This window comes from Streptomyces paromomycinus (genome assembly GCF_003865155.1).
Lineage (GTDB): Bacteria > Actinomycetota > Actinomycetes > Streptomycetales > Streptomycetaceae > Streptomyces > Streptomyces chrestomyceticus.
In genome coordinates, this window is sequence record NZ_BHZD01000001.1 from 7,665,172 (window position 1) to 7,687,989 (window position 22,818).

Annotated in this window: 22 protein-coding genes and 1 pseudogene; 17 read left to right on the top strand and 6 right to left on the bottom strand. The window is 74.0% G+C overall.

Annotated elements, in window-relative coordinates; all coding sequences use genetic code 11:
• The first annotated feature begins 293 nt into the window (after positions 1-293).
• From OEIGOIKO_RS33020 to OEIGOIKO_RS33050, 7 genes and pseudogenes are all read left to right on the top strand, one after another.
• Complete coding sequence (locus tag OEIGOIKO_RS33020; protein WP_030019435.1) at positions 294-1,310, top strand: ParA family protein; 1,017 nt, start codon at positions 294-296, stop codon at positions 1,308-1,310.
• Positions 1,307-1,864, top strand: coding sequence for a hypothetical protein (locus OEIGOIKO_RS33025; RefSeq protein ID WP_125057108.1), 558 nt, complete (start codon positions 1,307-1,309; stop codon positions 1,862-1,864). Before OEIGOIKO_RS33020 ends, OEIGOIKO_RS33025 begins: the two co-directional genes overlap by 4 nt.
• 1,132 nt (positions 1,865-2,996) lie before the next feature.
• Entirely contained in the window at positions 2,997-3,869 is an 873-nt protein-coding gene (locus OEIGOIKO_RS33030; protein ID WP_125057109.1) for a segregation and condensation protein A, read from the top strand.
• A complete protein-coding gene (gene scpB / locus OEIGOIKO_RS33035; protein ID WP_371858989.1) occupies positions 3,866-4,525 on the top strand; it encodes an SMC-Scp complex subunit ScpB in 660 nt (219 codons plus the stop codon). The genes OEIGOIKO_RS33030 and scpB overlap by 4 nt, the downstream gene beginning before the upstream one ends.
• Positions 4,525-5,721, top strand: a complete 1,197-nt coding sequence (locus tag OEIGOIKO_RS33040) for a pseudouridine synthase (RefSeq protein ID WP_125057110.1) — start codon at positions 4,525-4,527, stop codon at positions 5,719-5,721. Before scpB ends, OEIGOIKO_RS33040 begins: the two co-directional genes overlap by 1 nt.
• A gap of 86 nt (positions 5,722-5,807) precedes the next feature.
• Positions 5,808-6,824: an ADP-ribosylglycohydrolase family protein gene (locus tag OEIGOIKO_RS33045; protein ID WP_125057111.1), complete on the top strand. Its 1,017-nt coding sequence runs from the start codon at positions 5,808-5,810 to the stop codon at positions 6,822-6,824.
• Between the two features lie 45 nt (positions 6,825-6,869).
• Positions 6,870-7,285 (top strand): annotated as a pseudogene (locus OEIGOIKO_RS33050) (hypothetical protein).
• Here the strand turns inward: OEIGOIKO_RS33050 and OEIGOIKO_RS33055 are convergent.
• Positions 7,238-7,966 (bottom strand): nucleotidyltransferase domain-containing protein, encoded by a 729-nt coding sequence (locus OEIGOIKO_RS33055; RefSeq protein ID WP_125057112.1) that lies wholly within the window; start codon positions 7,964-7,966, stop codon positions 7,238-7,240. The pseudogene OEIGOIKO_RS33050 and the gene OEIGOIKO_RS33055 overlap by 48 nt on opposite strands.
• A gap of 142 nt (positions 7,967-8,108) precedes the next feature.
• On the opposite strand from OEIGOIKO_RS33055, the gene OEIGOIKO_RS33060 reads away from it, so the two are divergent.
• The 6 genes from OEIGOIKO_RS33060 (at position 8,109) to der (ending at position 13,317) form a co-directional block, all read left to right on the top strand.
• Positions 8,109-8,591, top strand: a complete 483-nt coding sequence (locus OEIGOIKO_RS33060) for a YidB family protein (protein ID WP_125057113.1) — start codon at positions 8,109-8,111, stop codon at positions 8,589-8,591.
• Between the two features lie 203 nt (positions 8,592-8,794).
• Positions 8,795-9,157 carry a chorismate mutase gene (gene aroH / locus OEIGOIKO_RS33065; RefSeq protein ID WP_125057114.1) on the top strand — a complete coding sequence of 121 codons (363 nt, stop codon included), beginning with the start codon at positions 8,795-8,797 and terminating at the stop codon, positions 9,155-9,157.
• Positions 9,154-10,239 carry a prephenate dehydrogenase gene (locus OEIGOIKO_RS33070; protein WP_125057115.1) on the top strand — a complete coding sequence of 362 codons (1,086 nt, stop codon included), beginning with the start codon at positions 9,154-9,156 and terminating at the stop codon, positions 10,237-10,239. Before aroH ends, OEIGOIKO_RS33070 begins: the two co-directional genes overlap by 4 nt.
• A gap of 161 nt (positions 10,240-10,400) precedes the next feature.
• Positions 10,401-11,114, top strand: a complete 714-nt coding sequence (cmk, locus tag OEIGOIKO_RS33075) for a (d)CMP kinase (RefSeq protein WP_031008998.1) — start codon at positions 10,401-10,403, stop codon at positions 11,112-11,114.
• Positions 11,115-11,203: 89 nt separating this feature from the next.
• Positions 11,204-11,791: a lysophospholipid acyltransferase family protein gene (locus OEIGOIKO_RS33080; RefSeq protein ID WP_246178189.1), complete on the top strand. Its 588-nt coding sequence runs from the start codon at positions 11,204-11,206 to the stop codon at positions 11,789-11,791.
• A 65-nt stretch (positions 11,792-11,856) separates the two neighbouring features.
• Positions 11,857-13,317: a ribosome biogenesis GTPase Der gene (der, locus tag OEIGOIKO_RS33085; protein WP_125057117.1), complete on the top strand. Its 1,461-nt coding sequence runs from the start codon at positions 11,857-11,859 to the stop codon at positions 13,315-13,317.
• A 9-nt stretch (positions 13,318-13,326) separates the two neighbouring features.
• Here der and OEIGOIKO_RS33090 read toward each other — a convergent pair whose 3' ends face one another.
• On the bottom strand, positions 13,327-13,710 hold the full coding sequence (locus OEIGOIKO_RS33090) for a hypothetical protein (RefSeq protein ID WP_246177700.1): 384 nt from the start codon (positions 13,708-13,710) through the stop codon (positions 13,327-13,329).
• A gap of 257 nt (positions 13,711-13,967) precedes the next feature.
• Entirely contained in the window at positions 13,968-14,789 is an 822-nt protein-coding gene (locus OEIGOIKO_RS33095; protein ID WP_125057118.1) for a hypothetical protein, read from the bottom strand.
• A 594-nt stretch (positions 14,790-15,383) separates the two neighbouring features.
• Here OEIGOIKO_RS33095 and OEIGOIKO_RS33100 point away from each other — a divergent pair.
• Complete coding sequence (locus tag OEIGOIKO_RS33100) at positions 15,384-16,049, top strand: LysM peptidoglycan-binding domain-containing protein (protein WP_125057119.1); 666 nt, start codon at positions 15,384-15,386, stop codon at positions 16,047-16,049.
• A gap of 174 nt (positions 16,050-16,223) precedes the next feature.
• Positions 16,224-16,742 carry a transglycosylase family protein gene (locus OEIGOIKO_RS33105; RefSeq protein ID WP_174857257.1) on the top strand — a complete coding sequence of 173 codons (519 nt, stop codon included), beginning with the start codon at positions 16,224-16,226 and terminating at the stop codon, positions 16,740-16,742.
• On the opposite strand, the gene OEIGOIKO_RS33110 is transcribed toward OEIGOIKO_RS33105, so the two are convergent.
• The 3 genes from OEIGOIKO_RS33110 to OEIGOIKO_RS33120 form a co-directional block, all read right to left on the bottom strand.
• On the bottom strand, positions 16,663-17,409 hold the full coding sequence (locus tag OEIGOIKO_RS33110) for an ATP-binding cassette domain-containing protein (RefSeq protein ID WP_125059272.1): 747 nt from the start codon (positions 17,407-17,409) through the stop codon (positions 16,663-16,665). The two genes, OEIGOIKO_RS33105 and OEIGOIKO_RS33110, sit on opposite strands and share 80 nt — an antisense overlap.
• Before the next feature lie 82 nt (positions 17,410-17,491).
• Complete coding sequence (locus tag OEIGOIKO_RS33115; RefSeq protein WP_125057120.1) at positions 17,492-20,281, bottom strand: ABC transporter permease subunit; 2,790 nt, start codon at positions 20,279-20,281, stop codon at positions 17,492-17,494.
• The gene (locus OEIGOIKO_RS33120; RefSeq protein ID WP_125057121.1) at positions 20,278-20,811 is read right to left on the bottom strand and encodes a hypothetical protein; all 534 of its coding nucleotides are present in this window, start codon (positions 20,809-20,811) and stop codon (positions 20,278-20,280) included. Before OEIGOIKO_RS33120 ends, OEIGOIKO_RS33115 begins: the two co-directional genes overlap by 4 nt.
• 113 nt (positions 20,812-20,924) lie before the next feature.
• Here OEIGOIKO_RS33120 and OEIGOIKO_RS33125 point away from each other — a divergent pair, with 113 nt between their 5' ends.
• The gene (locus OEIGOIKO_RS33125) at positions 20,925-21,479 is read left to right on the top strand and encodes a hypothetical protein (protein WP_246177701.1); all 555 of its coding nucleotides are present in this window, start codon (positions 20,925-20,927) and stop codon (positions 21,477-21,479) included.
• On the top strand, positions 21,457-22,788 hold the full coding sequence (locus OEIGOIKO_RS33130) for an ABC transporter substrate-binding protein (protein WP_125057122.1): 1,332 nt from the start codon (positions 21,457-21,459) through the stop codon (positions 22,786-22,788). Before OEIGOIKO_RS33125 ends, OEIGOIKO_RS33130 begins: the two co-directional genes overlap by 23 nt.
• Positions 22,789-22,818: the final 30 nt, after the last annotated feature.

Here is a 22,818-nt window from a genome sequence, read left to right on the forward strand (position 1 = left end):
GTTCGATTGCCGACACATCGGGCCGGGTCCGGCGGATTGTGTTGCTGCGAACGCCCGACACGCCATAGAGTCGCCAACCGTCGGCATAGTGCCACGCTGACCTATCGATAAGTTTCCTGGTCACATCCAAGGAGGTAAGACGACTTGTGAATGAGTCGACATTTACTCCCGGAGGTGGTCGACCAGGAGCGGTTGCACGGGGCCAGGGTCCCTCGGGGCTCCAGGCTGTCGGCTCCGTCGCTGTCCACACCTTCGCGACCCAACAGAGCCCCACGACGACAGCCCACCAGAGCATGGACGGCCATCACGTGAACGCCATGGCCGGCGACCGGGGCGGCTCAGATCCCACCCGGCTCGCCGACTACGACGACCTGCCCGAGGGGCACTTCTACGACCCGGACGCGGAGTACGAGCCGGACCCCGAATACGCGGCCACGCTCGCGCCGGACGCCGCCCGCCAGCGCCGCGAACGTGTCGGCCCCACCGGGCGCCCCCTTCCCTACTTCCCGATCCCAGGACCGTTGACGGACCACGGCCCCGCCAAAATCATCGCGATGTGCAACCAGAAAGGCGGGGTGGGGAAGACCACCTCGACCATCAACCTGGGTGCCGCGCTCGCCGAATACGGCCGACGGGTGCTGCTCGTCGACTTCGACCCGCAGGGCGCGCTGTCCGTCGGGCTCGGAGTCAACCCGATGGAACTGGACCTGACGGTCTACAACCTGCTCATGGAGCGGGGCATGTCGGCCGACGAGGTGCTGCTGAAGACGGCCGTCCCCAACATGGACCTGCTGCCCAGCAATATCGATTTGTCAGCCGCCGAGGTCCAGCTGGTCAGCGAGGTCGCGCGCGAGTCGACGCTGCAGCGTGCGCTGAAGCCGCTGATGGCCGACTACGACTACATCGTCATCGACTGCCAGCCCTCGCTCGGTCTGCTCACCGTCAACGCGCTGACGGCGGCTCACAAGGTCATCGTGCCGCTGGAGTGCGAGTTCTTCGCGCTGCGCGGTGTGGCGCTGCTCACCGAGACGATCGAGAAGGTCCAGGAACGGCTCAACCCCGACCTGGAGCTCGACGGCATCCTGGCGACGATGTACGACTCGCGGACCGTCCACAGCCGCGAGGTCCTCGCGCGTGTCGTCGAGGCGTTCGACGACCACGTGTACCACACGGTCATCGGCCGTACCGTGCGCTTCCCGGAGACCACCGTCGCGGGTGAGCCGATCACCACGTACGCGTCCAACTCCGTCGGTGCCGCCGCCTATCGTCAGCTGGCCAGGGAGGTGCTCGCCCGGTGTCACGCCGAGTGAGTCTGCCCGGAGCCGACGAATTGTTCCGCACGACCGGGGGGTCGGGGCTGCAGTCCCCGGCGCCCCGCAAGACGAACGGGGTTCCGCCGGGCAGCGGGGAGGCGGCGCGCGTTCCTGCGCCCGGCAGTGAGCCGGAGCCTGTGCCGGGATCCGGCGAGGAAACGACCCCGCGGCAGCGGCGGGCCGAGTCGGATGCCGGCGCGGAGGGGTCGGTGGCCGAACACGGGGGCCGCGGCGCGGAGGCGGACGGCCCGAAGGGGCGCCGCCGGCAGGACACGGAGACCGCGGCCCAGCAGGCTGCCTCCTCGCGCCGCCGGGGCCGTGGGGCGAATCGGCGGCCGAGCGGTCGCGAGCGGCACGACGAGAAGATCACGGTCTACGTGTCCGCCGAGGAACTGATGGACCTGGAGCACGCGCGGCTGGTCCTCCGCGGCGAGCACGGGCTCGCGGTCGATCGTGGGCGGATCGTGCGCGAGGCGGTGGCGGTGGTGCTGGCGGATCTGGAGTCGCGCGGGGATGCGAGTATTTTGGTTCGGCGGTTGCGGGGCCGCTGACGCGGTGGTGCACCGGGGGTCTCGGCGCTTCGCGCGAGGGTTTTGCTGACCGCAGGCTCGCGTTGCTTTCGTGGTGGGGGCGGGGGCGCGCAGGGGGCCAACTCCTCGGCATCCTTTAGTTGAAGTGAATCGGATACGTGGGGCAGCGTGCGGACTGCCTGCGGGGATGGCCCCCTACGCGCCCCCTCCGGCCGGTTCGGCGAGCCGAGGTCGGTGGGGGGAGGTTTCCGATCACACCGGTGCCCGCCCTCCTGGTGGTGAGGCTCGCGGCGGGCATGGCGGCACGGCAGGCCACTCCCCGGCGGCGGAACGCGCGCCCCGGGCCGGCCCACCCCGACGCGGCTCCGCCGCGCCACCGGGCGCTGACGCGCCGGACGCTACTCGCGCACCCAGGCACTGGCGTGCCGGACCACACCCGGCCACTCGGGCACCCGGATGCTCGGGCACTCGGACGCTGGCGCGCCGGACGACGCGCGGCCACTCGGGCACGTGGGCCCTCGGACGCTGGCGCGCCGGACGCCACTCGGGCACTCGCGCGCCCGGGCACTCGGGCGCCGAGGCGCACCGGGATGCCGGGGAGCACCGGGGTGCCGGGGCGCGCCGGGACGCGCCCGGCTTGTGAAAGTCCCCAGCCCGATCGCTCGGAAAGCCGCCATCCGGCCAGGGCTCGGGGTCGCGCAGGGGTCTCCCCGCAGGCAGTCCGCACGCTGGCCCACGCATCTGAGGCACTTCAACTAAAGGATGCCGAGGAGTGACCCCGGAGTGGCCCCGAGCCCCCCACCACCGGACCCTCCGCGCACAACGCGAGCACCGCATCGGGAGCGTTTGGGCTTGTAGAAGCCCAGCCCGATTGCACGGAATGCCGCCGGACGGCCGGGGCTCGGGGTCGCGCAGGGGTCTCCCCGCAGGCAGTCCGCACGCTGGCCCACGTATCCGAGGCACTTCAACTAAAGGATGCCGTGGGGGTACCCCCGGCCGAAGGCTGGGGGAGAGTGACCCCGGAGTGGCCCCGAGCCCCCCACCGCCGGACCCTCCGCGCACAACGCGCACCCCTAGAACGCGCGCCTGGGAATGGCGTTGCCGCCGGGGCGGATACGCTTGAGGGCCCCGTCGCCCCCTTTCCTGGATCACGATGCTCACGACCGAAGACCATGTTCCGTCCGTCGAGGACGGTGCGGCCGGGGACGGGAAGTTCACGGTTCGGCTGGAGAACTTCGAGGGGCCTTTTGATCTGTTGCTTCAGCTGATCTCCAAGCACAAGATGGACGTCACCGAGGTCGCGCTGTCCAGGGTGACGGACGAGTTCATGGCGTACATCCGGGCCATGGGGCCGGACTGGGACCTGGACCAGACCACGGAGTTCCTGGTCGTGGCGGCGACGCTGCTCGATCTGAAGGCGGCGCGGCTGCTGCCGGTGGCCGAGGTGGAGGACGAGGCGGACCTCGCGCTGCTGGAGGCGCGTGACCTGTTGTTCGCGCGGCTGCTGCAGTATCGCGCGTACAAGCGCATCGCGGACATCTTCAGCGAGCGGCTGGAGGACGAGGGGCGCCGTTACCCCCGTACGGTCGGTCTGGAGCCGCACCACGCGGAGCTGCTGCCCGAGGTCGCCATCAGCATCGGAGGCGAGGGGTTCGCGCGGCTCGCGGTGAAGGCGATGCAGCCCAAGGCGCGGCCGCAGGTGTATGTCGATCACATCCATGCGCCGCTGGTCAGCGTCAGGGAGCAGGCGGAGGTGCTGGTGGCGCGGTTGCGTGTGGTGGGGGAGGCCGGGTTCGCGGAGCTTGCGAAGGACGCGCCGGACACCCTTACCGTCGTCGCGCGCTTTCTGGCGCTGCTGGAGCTGTACCGGGAGCGGGTGGTGGAGTTGGACCAGGAGCAGGCGCTGGGGGCGCTGACGGTCCGGTGGACGGGTGGTGCGGAGGCCGATCCGGTTGTTACGGACGAGTTCGACCGGGAACCCGGGCCGGAGGCCCCGGCGGGTGAGGGTGAGGAGGATGCGGGGTGAGTGACGTGGAGGTGGCGCACGGGGAGGCGCGGGACGCCCCGGCAGGGGCGCTCGGTGTCGGGGAGCTGGAGTTGCGGCCCGCGCTGGAGGCGGTGCTGATGGTCGTGGACGAGCCCGCGACCGAGGAACACCTGGCCAGGGTGCTGGAGCGGCCCCGCCGGGAGGTGGCGCTGGCGCTGCGGGAGCTGTCGGAGGACTACACGCGGCAGGGGCGCGGATTCGACCTGCGGCTGGTGGCCGGGGGGTGGCGGTTCTACACCCGTCCGGCGTACGCGGACGCCGTGGAGAGCTTCGTGCTGGACGGTCAGCAGGCGCGGCTGACGCAGGCCGCCTTGGAGACTCTGGCGGTGGTCGCGTACCGTCAGCCGGTCAGCCGTTCCCGGGTCTCGGCCGTTCGCGGGGTGAACTGTGACGGTGTGATGCGCACCCTTCTCCAGCGCGGTCTGGTGGAGGAGACGGGGACGGAACCTGAAACAGGTGCGATCCTGTACAGGACGACGAACTACTTTCTGGAGCGGATGGGCCTGCGCGGCCTGGACGAGCTCCCGGAGCTCGCTCCCTTCCTCCCGGAGGCGGAGGCGGTCGAGGGCGATTCCCGGGAAGGTGTTCCGTCGTTCGACGTAGACGACAGCGGCGACTCTCAGACGGATCATTGATGCGAAGCAGCGGCAGGAACAACAGGGACACCGGTAGGGGCAACTACCGGGGTGCGGGCAACAAGAAGGACGAGAAGCAGCAGCGCGCCGGCCGGCCCCGTCCCGAGGAGCGCCGCTACGACGTGGGCGAGGGCGGTCCGGGCCGTGGCGACGGCGGCGGCCGGGGCGGTTCCGGCGGCCGTGGTGGCGGGCAGGGCGGCGGCCAGGGCGGTCGCGGCGGCTCCGCCGGCCGTGGTGGGGCTCCGGATCGCGGCGAGGAGCGCAGGGGCCGCGGTGCGGCCGCCCGCGGCGGCGCCAAGGGTGGTCCCCGTACCAGCCCGAAGAGCGGCGGTAAGCCCGGGGGCAAGGGGCCGCAGCAGCGTGGTCGCGGCCAGGCTCCGGCGCGGCCGCGTGAGTACGACGCGCAGGTGGAGGAGCGCAACCGCGCCCGCCACAGCAAGCCGCAGATCAAGACGCCCAAGACCTTCGGTGACCAGGAAGGCGAGCGCCTGCAGAAGGTGCTGGCCCGTGCGGGCATGGGGTCGCGCCGGGCGTGCGAGGAGCTGATCGACCAGGCGCGGGTCGAGGTCAACGGGCAGATCGTCATGGAGCAGGGCGTCCGTGTCGACCCGGAGAAGGACGAGGTCAAGGTGGACGGCCTGACGGTCGCCACGCAGTCGTACCTCTTCTTCGCGCTGAACAAGCCGGCCGGTGTCGTCTCGACGATGGAGGACCCGGACGGGCGCCAGTGCCTGGGCGACTACGTGACCAACCGCGAGACGCGGCTGTTCCACGTGGGCCGGCTGGACACCGAGACCGAGGGCATCATCCTGCTCACCAACCACGGTGAGCTGGCCCACCGCCTGACCCACCCGCGGTACGGCGTGAAGAAGACCTACCTGGCCGCGATCCAGGGCCCGCTCCCGCGTGACCTGGGCAAGCAGCTCAAGGACGGCATCCAGCTGGAGGACGGCTACGCGCGCGCCGACCACTTCCGGGTGGTGGAGAACACCGGCAAGAACTATCTGGTCGAGGTGAGCCTGCACGAGGGCCGCAAGCACATCGTGCGCCGGATGCTGGCCGAGGCGGGCTTCCCGGTGGACAAGCTGGTGCGGACGGCGTTCGGGCCGATCGCGCTGGGCGACCAGAAGTCGGGCTGGCTGCGGCGGATGACCAACACCGAGGTCGGCATGCTGATGCGCGAGGTCGAGCTGTAAGCACCGGGTGCAGGGCGCTGCGTGCCTTGTCAGGTGGTGGGACCACCCCTTATTGTCACTGTGACGATTAAGGGGTGGTTCTTTTCATGGCGTCCGCCGCGACCGGAGCGCTCATCGGGCTGGCGCTCGGTGACGCGCTCGGGTACCCGACCGAGTTCCAGGATGTACGGGCGATCGAGGCCGCGTACGGCCCGTGGCGGGGGATGGCGCTGCCCGACCCCGCGTACGTCACCGACGACACGCAGATGACGATCGCCCTCGGGCGTGGTCTGCGCACCGCCGTGGCGGCCGCGGGCGGCATCAGTGGTCTGGACGCCGCGCACCTGCTTCCGCCCGTACGGCGCGCCTACGTCGAGTGGTGGCGTTCGCCGGACAACAACCGGGCGCCGGGCAACACCTGTCTCGTCGCGTGCCGGCTCCTCAGCGAGGACGTGCGGCCGTGGGCCGAGGCCAGCCGTACCGGCTCCAAGGGGTGCGGCGCGAACATGCGGGTGGCGCCCGTGGGGCTGGTGCCGGGGCTGAGCCGGGAGCAGCGTTCCGGGGCGGCACAGCTCCAGTCCGCGCTGACGCACGGGCATCCGACCGCGCTCGCCGCCAGCGACCTGACCGCGTACGCCGTGCACCTGCTCGCCCAGGGTGCCCGGCCGGACGAGCTGACCGGGCTGCTCCGCTCGTACGCGGTCGAGAGCCGTGGTGTGTACCGGGGCGACTGGCTCGGTGAGCTGTGGCGGTACGCACAGGATCCGTCTCCGGAGCACTTCGTCGCGCGTGGCTGGGACGAGTGTCTCGGCGTGCTGGACCGGCTGGACGCGGCGCTGCGCGCGCCCGACCCGGAGGCCGACCCGTGCCTGGCCACCGGCGCCGGCTGGATCGCCGAAGAGGCGCTCGCCACCGGCCTGTTGTGCTTCCTGCTCTTCCCCGCCGAGCCGCTGACCGCGCTCCGCCGGGCCGCCTGCTCGTCCGGCGACTCCGACTCGATCGCCTGCCTCGCCGGCGCCTTCGCCGGTGCCCACCTGGGCGCCGGGGCGTGGCCCGCGGAGTGGGCGGACCGGATCGAGTACCGCGACCAGCTGGTGGGACTGGGGAAGGTGTGGGATGTGTGACGGCGTGCCGGACGGCGCTGTGCCGCGGGCTGCCGGGCTGCCGGGCTGCCGGATTTCGATCTGGGTGCGGTGACGGGCGGGGAGGGCGATCCGCTGGTCTTCGCGACGGTCTCCGGCGCGCATCTGTACGGCTTCCCGTCCCGCGACTCCGGCGTCGACCTGGTGACGCACGACCTGCGTAAGTCCGCGCGGCTGATGCTGCGCCGACGCACCTGCCCACGCTGACCGGGCTGGGGGCGGCGCCCTCGTACGTACCGGAGCTGGTCGCGGCCAAGGCGGAAGCGGAGCGCGGGGCGGCGGCCGGGCTGGTGGACGTGGCGCGGCTGCGGGAGGACGTGGCGGCGCTGCACGACCGGCTGGAGGCGGCGCAGGCCGCCTCCGCGCTGCCGGACACTCCCGGCGGTCACGACGCGCTACACGGCCTCGTCGTACGCGCCCGCCTCGGCGCAGCGCAGGGCTGAGTCCCGCCGGGCGCGGTACAGGAAGTCCTCGACGCGGCGGCGGTCGGGCTCGGGCGGCAGCGGGGAGCCGGGCTCGGCCGCGGCGGCCTGCTCGGTCAGGACGGCCATCCGGCGCTCCACCTCGGCCCAGGGCACCTCACCGCGCCGGACGGCGAGCAGTTCCGCGCGCGCCTCGCCGACGTCCAGCGTCAGGACGCCCGTACGCAGCAGGTCACGGGCGGAACGCAGCAGCCGCAGCAGGTGCATCGCGTGCTTCCAGCGGGGCGCGCCGTGCTGCCGTACGTCCGCCTCCAGCTTCTTGAGCTGGCCGGCCGCGTAGCCGGTGAAGGTGCGGTGCACGTGGCGGGAGAGGAAGGCGCCGCGCAGCGCGAGCAGTTCGTGGCCGGTGGCGTCGGCGTGTTCGACGAGGGGGGAGTGGAGGCACTCCAGGATGTTCGGGTTGGCGCTCAGCGCCAGTGCGCAGAAACGCTCCAACTCCCAGGAGAACTCCTCCTCGCGCGGCCCGTCCACATGCGTCGGCGGCTTCTCGAAACGCCAGAACAGCGGGGTGGGCGCGAGGTAGACCCCGCGCCGGTCGGTGTCGCTGGCGCCGGTGGCCAGCCCGAAGGCGCGCGAGCCCATGACGCAGGCGTAGACGGTGTGTCCGGTGACCAGGGCGTGGCCTGCGGCGGAGGTCGGCATGAGGGGGATTGTGGCTGGTGGGAGAGGTGTGGTGCCACCCGGTTTCGGGTGGCGGAAACCCGGCGTGTCGGTACGTTGGAATGACGTCACGCGTCGCGCGGGCCTCATCGACACTGCCGGTATCTCGCGGAAGGGCACGGACATGACGGGATCACCAGACCTCGGGAGACCGACGGGCGGACTGCCCGGTGGCGGCCAGGGCGGCGCGGCAGGAAACCTCGTCGGATCGCTGCTCGGAGCGCTCGGCGGCACCGGGCCCGGCGGGCACGGCGGCCCCGTGTCCGGCGCCGGTCCCGGCGGCCATGGCGGCATACAGACCGTGCTCGGCAAGCTCCTCCAAGGGGAGCTGGGACGGCAGGCGCACTCCTGGGTGGGACACGGCGTCAACGAACCGGTCACTCCCGAGCAGGTCGCCCAGGCGCTGCCCGGCGAGACCCTGCGGCGGATCGCCGAGGAGCACGGCGTCAGCGCCCAGGAGGCGGCCCGGCAGCTCGCGCACACGCTGCCGCAGGCCGTGGACCGGCTGACCCCCGACGGCCGGATACCGCAGGACCCCGCGTTGCAGGATCTCGTCGCCCGGGGGTACCGGACCCCTGGACGGCACCGGACCGCCGGGCGAAGTTAGTCCTCACCGCACCTGTCCTGCACAGCGCCCCGGCGCCCTGTAGGCGGCCGGTGCCTGTCCCGTACCCGGCCGGTCCGTGTCTCGCGGACCGGCCGGCGTCGTGTCCGGGTGCCGGACCTGGCTAGGCTTGCGGGGGAAGAAGCCGGCGGCCGGTGCGGAGTGCGTGCCGGGCGGCGTGGACGGATGCGCAGGGGAGCGGTGACGTGGCGGTACGAGCGGTACGCGGGGCCGTGCAACTGGAGCGGGACGAGGCCGGACATATGCACGAGCAGGTGTCCGCGCTGCTGACGGCCGTGCTGGAGCGTAACGACCTGGATCCGGACGACCTGATCAGCGTGTGGTTCACCGCCACCCCCGACCTGCACAGCGACTTCCCCGCGGTAGCCGCCCGCCAGCTGGGCATCACCGACGTCCCGCTCATCTGCGCGCAGGAACTGGACATCGCCGGTGCCATGCCGCGCGTGGTCCGCGTCCTCGCGCACGTCGAGACCGACCGCAGCAAGGCCAGGGTCCAGCACGTCTACCTCGGTGCCGCCGGGGCCCTGCGGAAGGACATCGCCCAGTGAGGACCGCGCTCGTCGTCGGCACCGGCCTGATCGGCACGTCCGTCGCCCTCGCGCTGCGCGGCCGCGGCGTCCAGGTGTACCTGGCCGACCACGACCCGGACCAGGCCGAGACCGCCGCCGCGCTCGGCGCCGGCACCGCCGCGGAGCCGCCCGGCCCGGTCGACCTGGCCGTGGTGGCCGTGCCGCCCGCCCATGTCGCGCCGGCGCTGGCCGCGGTGATCCGGCGCGGCGCCGCCCGCGCCTACCTCGACGTCGCCAGCGTCAAGGGCGGCCCGCGCCGCGAGCTGGAGGCGATGGGCTGCGACCTGACGGCGTACCTCGGCACCCACCCGATGGCGGGCAAGGAGCGTTCCGGGCCGCTCGCCGCTACCGCCGACCTCTTCGAGGGACGGCCCTGGGTCCTGACCCCCGCCGAGGGCGGCGACACCGAGGTGCTGAACCTGGCGCTGGAGCTGGTCGCGCTGTGCCGCGCGGTGCCCGTCGTCATGGAGGCGGAGGCCCACGACCGGGCCGTGGCGCTGGTCTCGCACACGCCCCAGCTGGTCTCCAGCCTGGTCGCCGCCCGCCTCCAGGACGCGGACGAGACCGCCGTACGGCTGTGCGGCCAGGGGATCAGAGACGTGACGCGGATCGCCGGGTCCGCGCCCCGGATGTGGATGGACATCCTCGCCGCCAACCCGGGGCCGGTCGCCGACGTGCTCGGCGCAGTCTCGGCCGACCTGGAGCAGACCGTACGGGCGCTGCGCGCGCTGCAGGCGGCCGACGAGGACAAGCGTGCCGAGGGCGCGCGCGGCGTCGAGGACGTGCTGGTGCGCGGCAACGCGGGCCGCGAGCGGGTGCCGGGCAAGCACGGTGCCGCCCCGGCCGCGTACGAGATCGTCGCCGTGCACATCGGTGACCAGCCCGGTGAGCTGGCCCGGATCTTCTCGGACGCCGGCCGGGCCGCGGTCAACATCGAGGACGTCCGCATCGAGCACGCCACCGGCCAGCAGGCGGGCTTCATCCAGCTCATGGTCGAGCCGCAGGCGGCGCCGATACTGACGGCGGAGCTGCGCGAGCGGGGCTGGTCGATCCGCCAGTAGCCGATCCGCCGGTAGCCGGGTCCGGTGCCCGGGTCGGGGAGCAAACCCGCGGGCCGGGGCGTACGGGCTGCACGGGGCGCCGCTGCTTGCCAGTAACCTTGTGCGGGGCCCCGTGCGGCGGCCCCCGTCCCGCCCCGTGATCGAGGAAGGTGCCCGACACCGTGGAAACCCCCGCCCGGACCGCCCCGGCTGCAGTGATTGTCGCCATCGACGGCCCCGCAGGCACGGGCAAGTCCAGCACCTCCAAGGCCGTCGCCGCCAAGCTGGGGCTCGGCTACCTGGACACCGGTGCCCAGTACCGCGCGATCACCTGGTGGATGCTGAGCAACGGCGTCGACGTCGACGACGCCGTGGCCGTGGCGGACGCCTCGGTCAAGCCCGCGATCGTCTCCGGCACCGACCCGGCCGCGCCGACGATCACCGTGGACGGCCTGGACGCCGCCGGTCCGATCCGTACCCAGGAGGTCACCTCGGCCGTCAGCGCCGTCAGCGCGGTCCCCGAGGTACGGACCCGGATCACCGAGCTGCAGCGCGAGATCGCGGCCGGGGCCCCGGAGGGCATCGTCGTCGAGGGCCGGGACATCGGCAGCACGGTGCTGCCCGACGCCGACCTGAAGATCTTCCTCACCGCGTCGCCGGAGGCCCGCGCGGCCCGCCGCAGCGGTGAGCTGACCGGCAAGGAGGCCGCCGACCTGGCGGCCACCCGCGAGGCCCTGGTCAAGCGGGACGCGGCCGACTCCAGCCGCAAGACCTCGCCGCTGGCCAAGGCGGCCGACGCGGTCGAGGTGGACACCACCGACCTCACGCTGGAGCAGGTCATCGAGTGCGTGGTCACCCTGACCGAGGCGGCGATGGCCGCGAAGGCGGCGCGGTGAGGCGAAGCGGCAGGACGGCGGACGCGGACGGCGGCCGGCCGCCCAGCGCGAGCGGCGCCGCGGTGGGCCGGCGGATCGGCATCGGCCTGATGTACGGGCTGTGGAAGCCGCGGGTGCTGGGTGCCTGGCGGGTTCCGTCGGCCGGCCCGGTGATCCTCGCGGTCAACCACGCCCACGGCCTGGACGGCCCGATGCTGATGGGCACCGCGCCGCGGCCGGTGCACTTCCTGATCAAGAAGGAAGCGTTCGTCGGCCCGCTGGACCCGTTCCTGCGCGGCATCGGCCAGCTCAAGGTGGACCGCTCCGGCACCGACCGCAAGGCCGTCACCGACGCGCTGGCCGTGCTGGCCGACGACGGGGTGCTGGGGATCTTCCCCGAGGGCACTCGTGGCGAGGGCGACTTCGCCTCGCTGCGCGCGGGCCTGGCGTACTTCGCGGTGCGCTCCGGCGCGCCCGTGGTACCGGTGGCCGTGCTGGGCAGCGCGGAGCGCCGGAGCCGGGCGATAAAGGCGGTGCCGCCGCTGCGCAGCCGGGTCGACGTGGTCTTCGGCGACGCCTTCGCGGCGGGCGACGGCAGCGGCCGGCGCACCCGTACGGCGCTGGACGCGGCGACGACGCGCATCCAGGAGCGGCTGACCGCTCACCTTGCCCAGGCCAGGCGCCTGACCGGGCACTGAACGAGACTTGAACGGCGGCCCGCGCAGGTGCGGGCACCGATGACGGAGAACGAGGAACGGACTTCATGAACGACCAGACCCCCACCGGCGACGAGCACGGTGCGCTTGGTGACGCCGAGTACACGGAGTTCATGGAGCTCGCCGCCCAGGAGGGCTTCGACCTGGAGGAGGTCGAGGGCGACATCGCCGCGGCCGGGCACGGTCCGCTGCCCGTCCTCGCCGTCGTCGGCCGCCCCAATGTCGGTAAGTCGACCCTGGTGAACCGCATGATCGGCCGCCGGGAGGCGGTCGTCGAGGACAAGCCGGGCGTCACCCGCGACCGGGTCACGTACGAGGCCGACTGGAACGGCCGCCGCTTCAAGGTCGTCGACACCGGCGGCTGGGAGCAGGACGTGCTCGGCATCGACGCCTCCGTGGCGATGCAGGCCGAGTTCGCGATCGAGGCCGCCGACGCGGTGGTCTTCGTCGTGGACGCCAAGGTCGGCGCCACCGACACCGACGAGGCCGTCGTCAAGCTGCTGCGCCGGGCCGGCAAGCCCGTCGTGCTGGTCGCCAACAAGGTGGACGGCCCGTCCGGCGAGGCGGACGCCGCCATGCTGTGGTCGCTGGGCCTGGGCGAGCCGCACCCGGTCTCCGCGCTGCACGGCCGCGGCACCGGCGACATGCTGGACGCCGCCCTCGACGCGCTGCCCGAGGCGCCCGAGCAGACCTTCGGCACCCCGCTCGGCGGGCCGCGCCGGATCGCGCTGATCGGCCGTCCGAACGTCGGCAAGTCCTCGCTGCTGAACAAGGTCGCGGGCGAGGAGCGGGTGGTCGTCAACGAGATGGCCGGCACCACCCGCGACCCGGTCGACGAGCTGATCGAGCTGGGCGGCAAGACCTGGAAGTTCGTGGACACCGCGGGCATCCGCAAGCGCGTCCACCTCCAGGAGGGCGCCGACTACTACGCCTCGCTGCGCACCGCGGCCGCCGTGGAGAAGGCCGAGGTCGCGGTCGTCCTGATCGATGCGAGCGAGTCCATCAGCGTCCAGGACCAGCGGATCATCACGATGGCCGTGGAGGCGGGCCGCGCGCTGGTCATCGCGTACAACAAGTGGGACCAGCTGGACGAGGAGCGCCGCTTCTACCTGGAGCGGGAGATCGAGCGGGACCTGGTGCAGATCCCGTGGGCGATGCGGGTCAACGTCTCGGCGCGCACCGGCCGCCACATGGACAAGCTCGTCCCGGCGATCGAGACGGCGCTGGACGGCTGGGAGACCCGCGTCCCCACCGGCCGGCTGAACGCCTTCCTCGGTGAGATCGTCGCCTCCCACCCGCACCCGATCCGGGGCGGCAAGCAGCCGCGCATCCTCTTCGGCACCCAGGCGGGCACCAAGCCGCCGCGCTTCGTGCTCTTCGCCTCCGGCTTCCTGGAGGCGGGCTACCGCCGCTTCGTCGAGCGCCGGCTGCGGGAGGAGTTCGGCTTCGAGGGGACGCCGATCCACATCTCCGTACGGGTGCGCGAGAAGCGCAGCAAGAAGAAGTAGCGGCAGCCGTCACCGCGATGGCGAAACGGTGGCGGGGCGGCTCCTGGGGGCCGCCCCGCCACCGTTTCGTGCGCGGGGGACGTACGGGTTTGCGGTCCGGTCAGTGGCCGTGCGGGCGGTACTCGCGGGGAGCCGGTGGCAGGGCCGGGGGAAGTGACCCCGGTGGTGGCCGCCCGCGTGGTGCGGGTGGCCGTGGAACGGCTGGCGGTGGACCGGTTCCCAGTGGCCGGACGCGGTGGTCGTACGGCCCCAGATGCTCCGCATCGCCTCGGCGCTCAGCCCTTCCTCGCCGCTCCGGTCCCCCGGCAGCGCCCGGAAGGACCGGCGGTACTCGGCGTACAGCGCGTCGAAGATCGGCGTGGCCGAGGCGGGGGCGGCGTGCGGGGCCGTCATGGTCGCCGTGGTCGCGTCGTGCGACGGGCGCATACCGGGGATCTGGTAGGGATACGGGACGCGGGAGGAGGGGTCGTATGGGTGCACGTCTGTGCCAACGACCCGGATGCTCCCGGGATGCGGGCTCTGCGAAGAATCGGCTGATCGGAGGGGCGCGCGACCGGCTCACGACCGGGGCCGGGCGCTGACGCGGCGGCGCCCCGGCCCCGCACCGTACGGGCGGAGGCGGGGCGCCAAAAAAGGGGGGAGCGCGCAGGTCAGGTGCCGGCCAGCGGCATGGAGGCGGCCACCAGCCTGCTCTCCGCCGCGGCCTTCTCCATCGCCTCGCGCATCAGGTCCTCCCGCGGCTGGTGGCCGACGGCGCCGACGGGGGCCGCGTACACCAGGACGGTCCGCGCCTTGGCGGCGGCGGCCCGCCAGCCGTCCGAGACGGGCAGGGGCTGGTGCGCCTGCCACCACGAGCTGGGCTGGCCGCCGTCGCTGCCCGGCTGGAGGATGGCGTGCAGCTGCCCGGCGGCCAGCAGCACCGACCAGCCCGGGTTGGGGGCGGGCAGCAGGGCCATGTCCGTGACCGTGGCGAAGCCGTGCTCCAGGAGCAGCGGGAGGAACGCGTCGCCCGGCTCGGTGGAGCCGGGGCGGGCGATGGGCCCGGCGGGTTCGACGACCAGCGCCGGCCGCAGGTCGTTCTCGACCAGGACCAGGCCGCAGGTGACACCGAGTGTCGCCTGCCGGTGCTCGCCGGGGAGGGCGGTGAAGGGGGTGGCGGGCGGCGGCGCCGCGGGCGGTTCGGCGGCCGGGCCGTCCTCGCCGGTGATGGAGCGCACGGCGCCCTGGAGCTGCTCCTCGGAGACCGGTACGACCTGCGAGGGGATGCACGACGCGTGGGCGAAGGCGAGCACCGCGGTCTCCTCGCCGACGAACAGGACGGTGCTGGTGCGCTCCTGCTCGCTGTCGCCGGGGGTGCGGCAGGAGGTGCAGTCGTAGTTGCCGGGGGCGTTGCCACCGGCCAGCAGGCGGTCGGCTTCTTCGTCACCGATCTCGGCGCGAACGTCGTCACTGACGTCGAGCATGCGCGGCACGGATGGCTCCTCGATCGTTGCGCGGGCTGCCGGGCGGCGCCCGGCTCGTACCAGGACAACGGGCGATCTGTGGCAGGAGTCACGCGCCGCCGGGTACCGGATCGAACCGTTCGAAGCGGAGCGTGAGCTGCGGACCGGAACCGCTCACTCCCTGCCAACCTGTGCTGCGGGCACGGAAGTTGGGTCGGTGAGGTGGGTCACAGATCGTCGGGCGGTCCGGGTGACAAATGCGGAAATCGAGCAATCAAGTGGGTGGCCTGTTTTGGCTGATACCTCCGGTAACGGCCGACTGGCCAGGCAGGACGGCGGCGTGGTTGATAACAGCGCGTGAGCCTCCCTACATTCTCCGGCCGTGTGCACCGAGCACCACCCGGGGACGCCCGCCGTCCGCATCCGCCGGCCCGCACCACGGCCGGTACGCCGCGCGGCACACGGCTCGCGAGCCGTGTCACGCGGCACCGGATGCACCGCACGCAGCACCACCGAGCACGACCGGCACCACCCCGCGGCGGGCGGGGTGCCGCGGACCGCGGACGCAGGATGCGCCCGCACCGCGTCACCAGGGGGACTCCCGGGGCCGTGGAGAGGGATTCCATGCCTTTTTCGAAGGGCTTCATACGCCGTGACATCGCCGCGCTCGCCGGGGCGGCCCTGGTGGCCCCGCTCGCGCTGGTGGCCGCGACCGCCGGACCGGCGCAGGCGGCGGACGGCGGAGTGTGGGACCGCATCGCCCGCTGCGAGAGCGGCGGCAACTGGCACATCAACACCGGCAACGGCTTCTCGGGCGGACTGCAGTTCACCCACAGCACCTGGCGCGCGCACGGCGGCGGGGCCTACGCGCCGACGGCCGCCGGGGCCAGCCGCGCCCAGCAGATCGCCGTGGCCTCCCGGGTCCAGGCGTCGCAGGGCTGGGGCGCCTGGCCGACCTGCGCCGCACGTGCCGGTGCGTACGGGAGCGCCCCCAAGGCACCGAAGGCGTTCCGTTCCGGACAGGGCGGCAGCGGCAAGCGGTACGTGCACAAGGACGTCCGCCGGGACGTGGGTGCCAAGATCGGCAAGAAGGCGCGCGGCTTCGGCGGGCACGCCGACCGCGGCCGGGCGCGGGCCGGCACCGGCGGCTACACGGTGCGGCAGGGCGACACGCTCAGCCGGATCGCCGCCGCGCACAACGTGAGCTGGCACCGGCTGTACGCCGCGAACCGGGCCGTCGTCGGCGGTGACCCGAACATGATCGTCCCGGGGCAGCGGCTCTCGGTCTGAGCCCCTCCGCGCCACGGGGCCGCCGCGCGGCGCGCACGGGCCGCGACCCGGCCCTCGGCCACCCGGAGCCCGTACTCCGAACGCCCCACCCGGCCGTCCACCGACCGGGTGGGGCGTCGCGCTGTCCGGGCGCGGCGGCGCGCAGGCGGGCGCATCCCTGTTTAGCGTGACCCGATGTCCCATTCCTTTCGGGCGCTGATGCCCAAGCGTCTCGCGAGCACCGGTCGCCGCAGAGCGGCCGTCCTGTCCCTCGTCCCGGCCGTCGTCCTGTTGTGCGTGCCCAGTGGCGCGCAGGCGCGGGACACCGCGCACTTCCTGCCGTCCCCGGCGGGCTGCTCCCTCAGCAAGGGGCCGTGGAACTGCATCGCCGAGTGCGAGAGCGGCGGTGACTGGCGCAAGAACACCGGCAACGCGTTCTACGGCGGACTGCAGTTCCGGCAGTCGACCTGGAAGCAGTACGGCGGCCTGGCCTACGCGCCGCGCGCCGACCTCGCCACCCGTAAGGAGCAGATCGCCGTCGCCGAACGGGTGCGGCGTACGCAGGGCTGGTCGGCCTGGCCGTACTGCGCCAAGCGGTACGGGCTCGGCAAGCGGGACCGGGCGCTGTCCGGGCTCACGGGCTGGAAGGACGCCCGCCGGGACGTGGGTGTCGAGGCGGTGACGCCGGACCGGGCGGTGACGCCGGACCGGTGAGCCCGGGGTGGCGAGCCGCCTCGGCCGGTTCACCGGCGAAGGCGACGGTGCCGCGCCGCAGGACGTACGCGACCGTGGCGGCACGGCGCAGGGCGGGCGGCAGCATCTGCTCGGCGACGAGGACGGTGCGTCCGGCGGCCGCCAGGTCGCCGAGCAGCCCGTACGTGCGTGCCGTGACGGCCGGAGACATGCCCTGCGCCGGTTCGTCCAGGAGGAGCAGCCGGGCGGTTCCGGCCAGCGCGCGGGCCACGGCGAGCATCCGCTGCTCACCGCCGGAGAGAGTGCCCGCGCGGCGGCCGAGCAGCGCGCGCAACTGCGGGTAGGCATCCAGGGCCGGACCGACGGCACCGTCCGGCGCCGCGAGTTCGAGCTGCTCGCCGACGGAGAGCGAACCGAACACGGCGCCACGGTCGGGCACCAGGGTCAGTCCGCGGCGCGCGCGGGCGTGGGCGGGCAGTCGGGTGATGTCCGTACCGCGCCACACCACCCGCCCGGCGGTGAGCGGCACGGTGCCCGCGAGCGCGCGCAGGACCGTGGTGCGGCCGGAACCGTTACGCCCTAGGAGCACGGTGACCCGGGCGCCGGGTACGACTAGGTCGATGCCGTGCAGGGCTTCCAGGGAGCCGTAGCGGACGCGGGCCGCGTACAGGGCCGTCTCGATGCTCATGCCGTTGCCGTTGTTGCTGCCGCCGCCACTGTCTTCGCCGTCGCGGGTCGTCGCGGTCGGCATCCCGCGCGCTGCCGGCCGTTCACGGCCGCGGCTCCGCCAGGACATGGCGGGCGGGCCCACGCGTCACGATCCGGCCCGCCGCCATCGCGTAGACCGTGTCGGCCAGCCCGGCGACCAGGTCGAGGTCGTGCTCGACGACGAGCAAGGCTGTGCCGTCGGCCGCCACGGCGCGCAGCACGACGGCGAGCGCGGCCACCTCCGCGCTGTCCAGGCCCGCTGCGGGCTCGTCCAGCAGCAGGGTGCGCGGGCGGGCGGCGAGTGCGCGCGCCAGTTCGATGCGGCGCAGGGTGCCGGTGTCCAGTCCGGCGACGGGTGCGGCGCGCAGCGGGCCGTCGAGGGACAGCAGGTCCAGCGCCCGGCCGGTGGCGGCGGCCGGGTCCGGTACGCCGCTCTGCTCGGCGCCGACCCGGACGTTCTCGGCCACGGTCATCCCGTCGAACACGGCGAGCTGCTGGAAGGTCCGGGCGAGCCCGAGGCGGGCCCGGACGTGCGCGGGGCGGTGGGTGATGTCCGTCCCGTCGAGCAGCACCCGGCCCGCCGTCGGGCGCAGGGTGCCGCACAGACAGTGGAACAGGGTGCTCTTGCCCGCCCCGTTGGGCCCGATGAGCGCGGTGATCCGGCCCGGCGCGACGGTCAGGTCGACGCCGTCCAGGACGGTGAAGCCGTCGTAACGGGCGTGGAGGGAGCGGGCGGTGAGGCGACCGGAGGGGATGGGACGGCCAGGGGAGGAAGGGAATGCTGGTGAGGGCGGGGGCTGCGGGGCGGAGGGGAATGCTGGTGAGGGCGGGGGCTGCGGGGCGGAGGGGAATGCTGGTGAGGGCGGGGGCTGCGGGGTGGAGGGTACGGGCTCCTTCGGGACGGGAGGGCCGGTCGCGGAGGCACGGCCCCCAGGGGTACGGCTCCCGGGCGTACACCCCCCGAGCCTCCGCGCCGACGCCACCCTCGCCCGCACCCGCGCCCCCAGCGGACTCAGCCGCGGTTCCGGCGCCCCGGACAGGCGGGCCACGGCCTCGCGCAAGGCGGCGTACGGACCGCTCGGCAGCCGCCCCGCGAGTACGGCGAGCACGCCGACCACCGCGGCCGCCGCACCGCCTCCGGCCCCCGAGTCCAGGCCGACCAGCAGGACCGCCGCGGCGAGCGCCGCCAGCAGACTGTCGGCGCCCAGGACGAGTACGGCCGCGAACCACAGCAGGCCGCGTACCGGGTCGTAGGACGCCGGGTCGAAGGCGCGCAGCGCCATGCCGAGCATCCCGCCGCCCAGTGCGGCGAGGGCGGCGCCCACCGTGAAGGCCGCCAGTTTCAGGGCCGGTACGGGCACCCCGGCGGCGGCCGCCCCCGGCTCGTGGTCGCGCATCGCGGCCAGCGCGCGCCCGGTACGGCCGCGGCGCAGCGCCGCCACCCCGAGCAGCGCGAGGCCGAGCAGGGCCAGTTCGAGGACGTAGTACGCCCGGTCGCCGGCGAAACCGGCGGGGCGGTCGAGGGAGAGTCCGGCGGTGGCGTACGGCTGGGCGAAGACGAACCGGCTGACGGCGACCCCGAAGGCGAGGGTGGCCAGGGCCGTCGCGAGGCCGTGCCGCCGCAGCGCGGGCCAGCCGGTGAGCAGGCCGAGCGGCGCGGTCAGCAGGACGGCCAGCAGCAGGGCGGTCAGCCCGGGGACGGCCGGCAGGCCCGGGAAGCGGCCCGCCGCGAGCAGTGCGGTGAACAGGGCGCCCAGCCCGGCGTACGCGGCCTGTCCCAGGGAGATCTGGCCGCCGCGCCCGGTGACCACCACCAAGGAGAGCAGCACCACGGCGAGCGCCGGTACCTGTACGGAGGTGCGCAGGTCGCCGTAGGCGAAGCCCAGGGGCAGCAGGAAGAGGATGCCGCAGACCAGCCAGGCGCGGCCGTCGTGGTCGGGCAGCCGGACGGTGCGCAGGGCCGGCGCCGTGCCGTGCGGCGCGTCCGGCAGGGCGTGCGGGACGCCGAGGCCGCGCAGGGCCAGGGCGGCGGCCAGCAGGGCCACGACGAACAGGTTGGCGCCGACGGCCTGGACGAGGGGTTCCAGGCTGCCGCCCGGGTGCAGCCGGGTGAGCTGGCTCTGGGCGACGCCGATGGCCAGGGCCACGGCCACCGCCACCGGCAGGCTGCGCAGCCCGGCCGCCACCGCGACCGCCATCACCTCCATGACGAGCAGCGGCAGCCCGTACGGGTCCAGGCGCAGCAGCGGGGCCAGCAGGACGCCCGTCAGCCCGGCGGTGAAGGTCCCGAAGGCCCAGCCGGCGGCCGCGACCCGGTCGGCGTCGATGCCGCCGAGGACGGCGAGCGGGCGGTTGTCGACGACGGCGCGCAGTTCGCGGCCGAAGCGGGTCCAGCGGGTGACGGCGGCGACCCCGGCGGCCAGGGTGACGGCCGTGCCGAGCTGCACCCACGGGTCGTCCGGCAGCAGCGCGGGCGCGTCCGCGCGCGCTCCCGGTCCCCACAGCAGTCCCGCGGCGCCGACCAGCAGGACGAAGACGCCGAGGGAGGCGACCAGGGTGCGGGCCGGGCCCGTACCGCGTACGGAGAGCGGCCGGAAGACGGCGCGGTCCAGTGCCAGTCCGATGCCGGGCGCGACGAGGAGGAGGGTGACGGCGGCGGCGAGCGGCAGCGGCCAGTTCCAGCCGACCACCAGCTGCCGCAGGACGTAGGCGCACACCATGGCGACGGCGCCGTGCGCGAAGTTCAGCACGCCGGTGGCCCGATAGGTGACGATCAGTCCGATGCCGGTGAGCGCGGCGGCGCTGCCCACCGCGAGCCCGGCCAGGGTGAGGTCGTACGAGAGCGAGCTCACCGTTGCGGGCCGGGGCGCGGGGGGTCCGGTTCGCAGACGGGGCAGGGCGTCGGAGGGGGCGCGTCCGCTTCCGGCGGTCCGCCGACGGCGGGGCGGGCGTCCGGCCGTCCGGCCACGAGCGGGCAGCCGGGCCGGTGCAGGAGCGTTCCGCCGGGCACGGTGAGAGGGGGACCGGCCTCCGCGTCCCGCCTCTCCCGCACGGCTGCGGCCCCGCCCGTCGCGGCCGGCTCCCCGCCGCCCGCGTCCACGTCCGTGTCGTCGGCCCCGTACGCCACCAGCAGCCCGTACAACTCCTCGACGCGCGCCGCCGCCGGCCCCTGGTCGCCCCGCGCCACCAGCACGGCACCCGCGACGATCAGTGCGGCGCCGGGGATCGAGCAGGAGGCCAGGAACGGGATCTGGCGCTCGGCGAACCGCTCGCCGGAGACGCCGTACCAGCCCGCCGCGCACAGCACCGCCCCGCCCGCCAGCGCCGCCCAGCCGCCCCACGGGGCCAGGCGCGCCCCAAACCGTGTTCGCGCGTTGCGCATCACGCCCCCTCGCGGCTTCCGGCGAATGCCTGCACTATGCCCTGTGAAGACAGCACCTAGAAGGCTTGTGCCAGACCGGTCGCGGCCGGTCGCGACGACAGGCGGTGGTGTACATGACGGTCCGTGGAGGGCGTGCGCGGCGGGCTCCGGCGCTGGTGGCGGCGGTGCTGTTGATGACGGCCGGGGCGGCGGGTTGCAGTGACGCCGAGGACGGCGGGCAGCGCGCGCCCAGCGGGGCGTCCTCCGCCCCGGAAGACGGCGGTACGGGAACGGCGACCGCCGGTTCGCCGTCCTCCCCGGGCGACGCCCCGGCCGATCCGGCCGCCGCCGAGCGGGAGATCAAGGAGAACTGGCAGAAGTTCTTCGATCCGAAGCTGTCCAACGCGGAGAAGGCGAAGTACCTCCAGAACGGCGAGGAACTCCAGCTGCTGCTGGAGGCGTTCAACGGCGACCAGCGGGGACGGCAGGTCGCGGCGCAGGTGTCCGCCGTACGGTTCACCTCGGCGACCACGGCCGACGTGACGTACAGCCTCACCCTCAAGGGCGCCACCGCGCTGCCGAACGCCAAGGGCGCCTCCGTGTACCAGGACAAGGTGTGGAAGGTGGCGCTCAAGACCCTGTGCGCGCTGGTGGGCATGAGCGGCAATGCGGACGCGCCGGGCTGCTGAGGCGGCCGGAGCCGCCGCCACGGCGCTGCTGCTCGCGCTGACCGCCGCCTGCGGCAGCAGGCTGCCGGAGAGCGACTTCGAACACCGCGGGACCGCGTCCGCCACCGGCCGGGCGCGGGAACCGATCGTCGTCGGGATCATCACCAGTGCGACGAGCCCGGTGGGCGGCGAGGCGTTCACCGGGCCGCGGGACGGCGCGCTGGCGTACTTCGCGGACCTGAACGCGAAGGGCGGCGTCAACGGACGGCCGGTGCGCGCGGTGACCTGCGACGACGGGGGCAGCGGCGTCGGCAACAACGAGTGCGTGCGCAAACTGCTCACCGAGGACAAGGTGTTCGCGCTGGTCGCGACCACCGCGCTGGACTACGCGGGCGCGCCCAGGGTCTCCGGTGCGGGCGTCCCCGACATCGGGGGGCAGCCGGTCGGCGCCGCGTACGACACGTATCCGCATCTGTACGGGATCTACGGCAGCCGGGCGCCACGGGACGGCAAGGCGGCGGGCTGGGACGGGAAGCTGTACGGCGGCACGGAGGTCTACCGCTACTTCAAGCGCGTGCAGCGGGCCCGCACCGCCGCCGTCGTCTCCTACAACCAGGCGGCGTCCGCCGCGTACGCCCGGCTGATCGTGCGCGGTCTGGAGGCCGAGGGGTACGACGTGACCGGCGAGCAGGTCGACTTCGCGCTGCCCAACTTCCCCGCGGTCGCCGCCGGGCTGCGCGACCGGGGGGCCGATCTGGTCTTCGACGCGATGGACACGCACGGCAACGCGCGGCTGTGCGAGGCGATGGACGCGGCGGGCGTCCGGCCGACCGCGAAGGTCACGAACGTGCAGAACTGGTCGGACTCGGTCGCGAAGGACTACAAGGACTCGCCGGGCTGCCGCAACGCCCTGTGGGCCACCGGCGCCAGCCGCAACTACGACGATCCGGGGAGCGGACCGGGCGGCGCGGCGGTACGCGACTTCCGCGCCGGTATGGCCCGGTACGCCGAGGGCAGGCCGCTGGCGCAGTGGCAGCTGGAGGGGTGGGCGGCCGCGATGTGGTTCGCCGACGCGGCGCGGTCCTGCGGGCAGCGGCTCACCCGCGCGTGCGTGGAGCGCTTCGTCGGGCAGGGCGCGCCCTACACCGCCCGTGGCCTGCTGCTTCCCGCCGCATACCGGCCGCAGGCCGAGCCGCCGGCCACCGACCGGACCTGTCTGTCGGTCGCCCGCTGGCGCGACACGGCGCGGGGCGGCCGGGGCGGCTGGGTCACCCAGGGCGACATGGACACCACCTGTTTCACCGTCCCCCAGCTTCCGTACCGGCCCTGAGGGCCCGGCCGTCACCACCGTCCCGTGCCG

Bases quoted from the DNA above. Each gene is read 5' to 3' on its own strand.
- OEIGOIKO_RS33020 (WP_030019435.1), top strand. From the start codon at position 294: ATGGACGGCCATCACGTGAACGCCATGGCCGGCGACCGGGGCGGCTCA.
- OEIGOIKO_RS33030 (WP_125057109.1), top strand. From the start codon at position 2,997: ATGCTCACGACCGAAGACCATGTTCCGTCCGTCGAGGACGGTGCGGCC.
- OEIGOIKO_RS33040 (WP_125057110.1), top strand. From the start codon at position 4,525: ATGCGAAGCAGCGGCAGGAACAACAGGGACACCGGTAGGGGCAACTAC.
- OEIGOIKO_RS33045 (WP_125057111.1), top strand. From the start codon at position 5,808: ATGGCGTCCGCCGCGACCGGAGCGCTCATCGGGCTGGCGCTCGGTGAC.
- OEIGOIKO_RS33055 (WP_125057112.1), bottom strand. From the start codon at position 7,966: ATGCCGACCTCCGCCGCAGGCCACGCCCTGGTCACCGGACACACCGTC.
- OEIGOIKO_RS33060 (WP_125057113.1), top strand. From the start codon at position 8,109: ATGACGGGATCACCAGACCTCGGGAGACCGACGGGCGGACTGCCCGGT.
- OEIGOIKO_RS33080 (WP_246178189.1), top strand. From the start codon at position 11,204: ATGTACGGGCTGTGGAAGCCGCGGGTGCTGGGTGCCTGGCGGGTTCCG.
- der (WP_125057117.1), top strand. From the start codon at position 11,857: ATGAACGACCAGACCCCCACCGGCGACGAGCACGGTGCGCTTGGTGAC.
- OEIGOIKO_RS33090 (WP_246177700.1), bottom strand. From the start codon at position 13,710: ATGACGGCCCCGCACGCCGCCCCCGCCTCGGCCACGCCGATCTTCGAC.
- OEIGOIKO_RS33100 (WP_125057119.1), top strand. From the start codon at position 15,384: ATGCCTTTTTCGAAGGGCTTCATACGCCGTGACATCGCCGCGCTCGCC.
- OEIGOIKO_RS33105 (WP_174857257.1), top strand. From the start codon at position 16,224: ATGTCCCATTCCTTTCGGGCGCTGATGCCCAAGCGTCTCGCGAGCACC.
- OEIGOIKO_RS33110 (WP_125059272.1), bottom strand. From the start codon at position 17,409: ATGAGCATCGAGACGGCCCTGTACGCGGCCCGCGTCCGCTACGGCTCC.
- OEIGOIKO_RS33120 (WP_125057121.1), bottom strand. From the start codon at position 20,811: ATGCGCAACGCGCGAACACGGTTTGGGGCGCGCCTGGCCCCGTGGGGC.
- OEIGOIKO_RS33125 (WP_246177701.1), top strand. From the start codon at position 20,925: ATGACGGTCCGTGGAGGGCGTGCGCGGCGGGCTCCGGCGCTGGTGGCG.
- OEIGOIKO_RS33130 (WP_125057122.1), top strand. From the start codon at position 21,457: ATGCGGACGCGCCGGGCTGCTGAGGCGGCCGGAGCCGCCGCCACGGCG.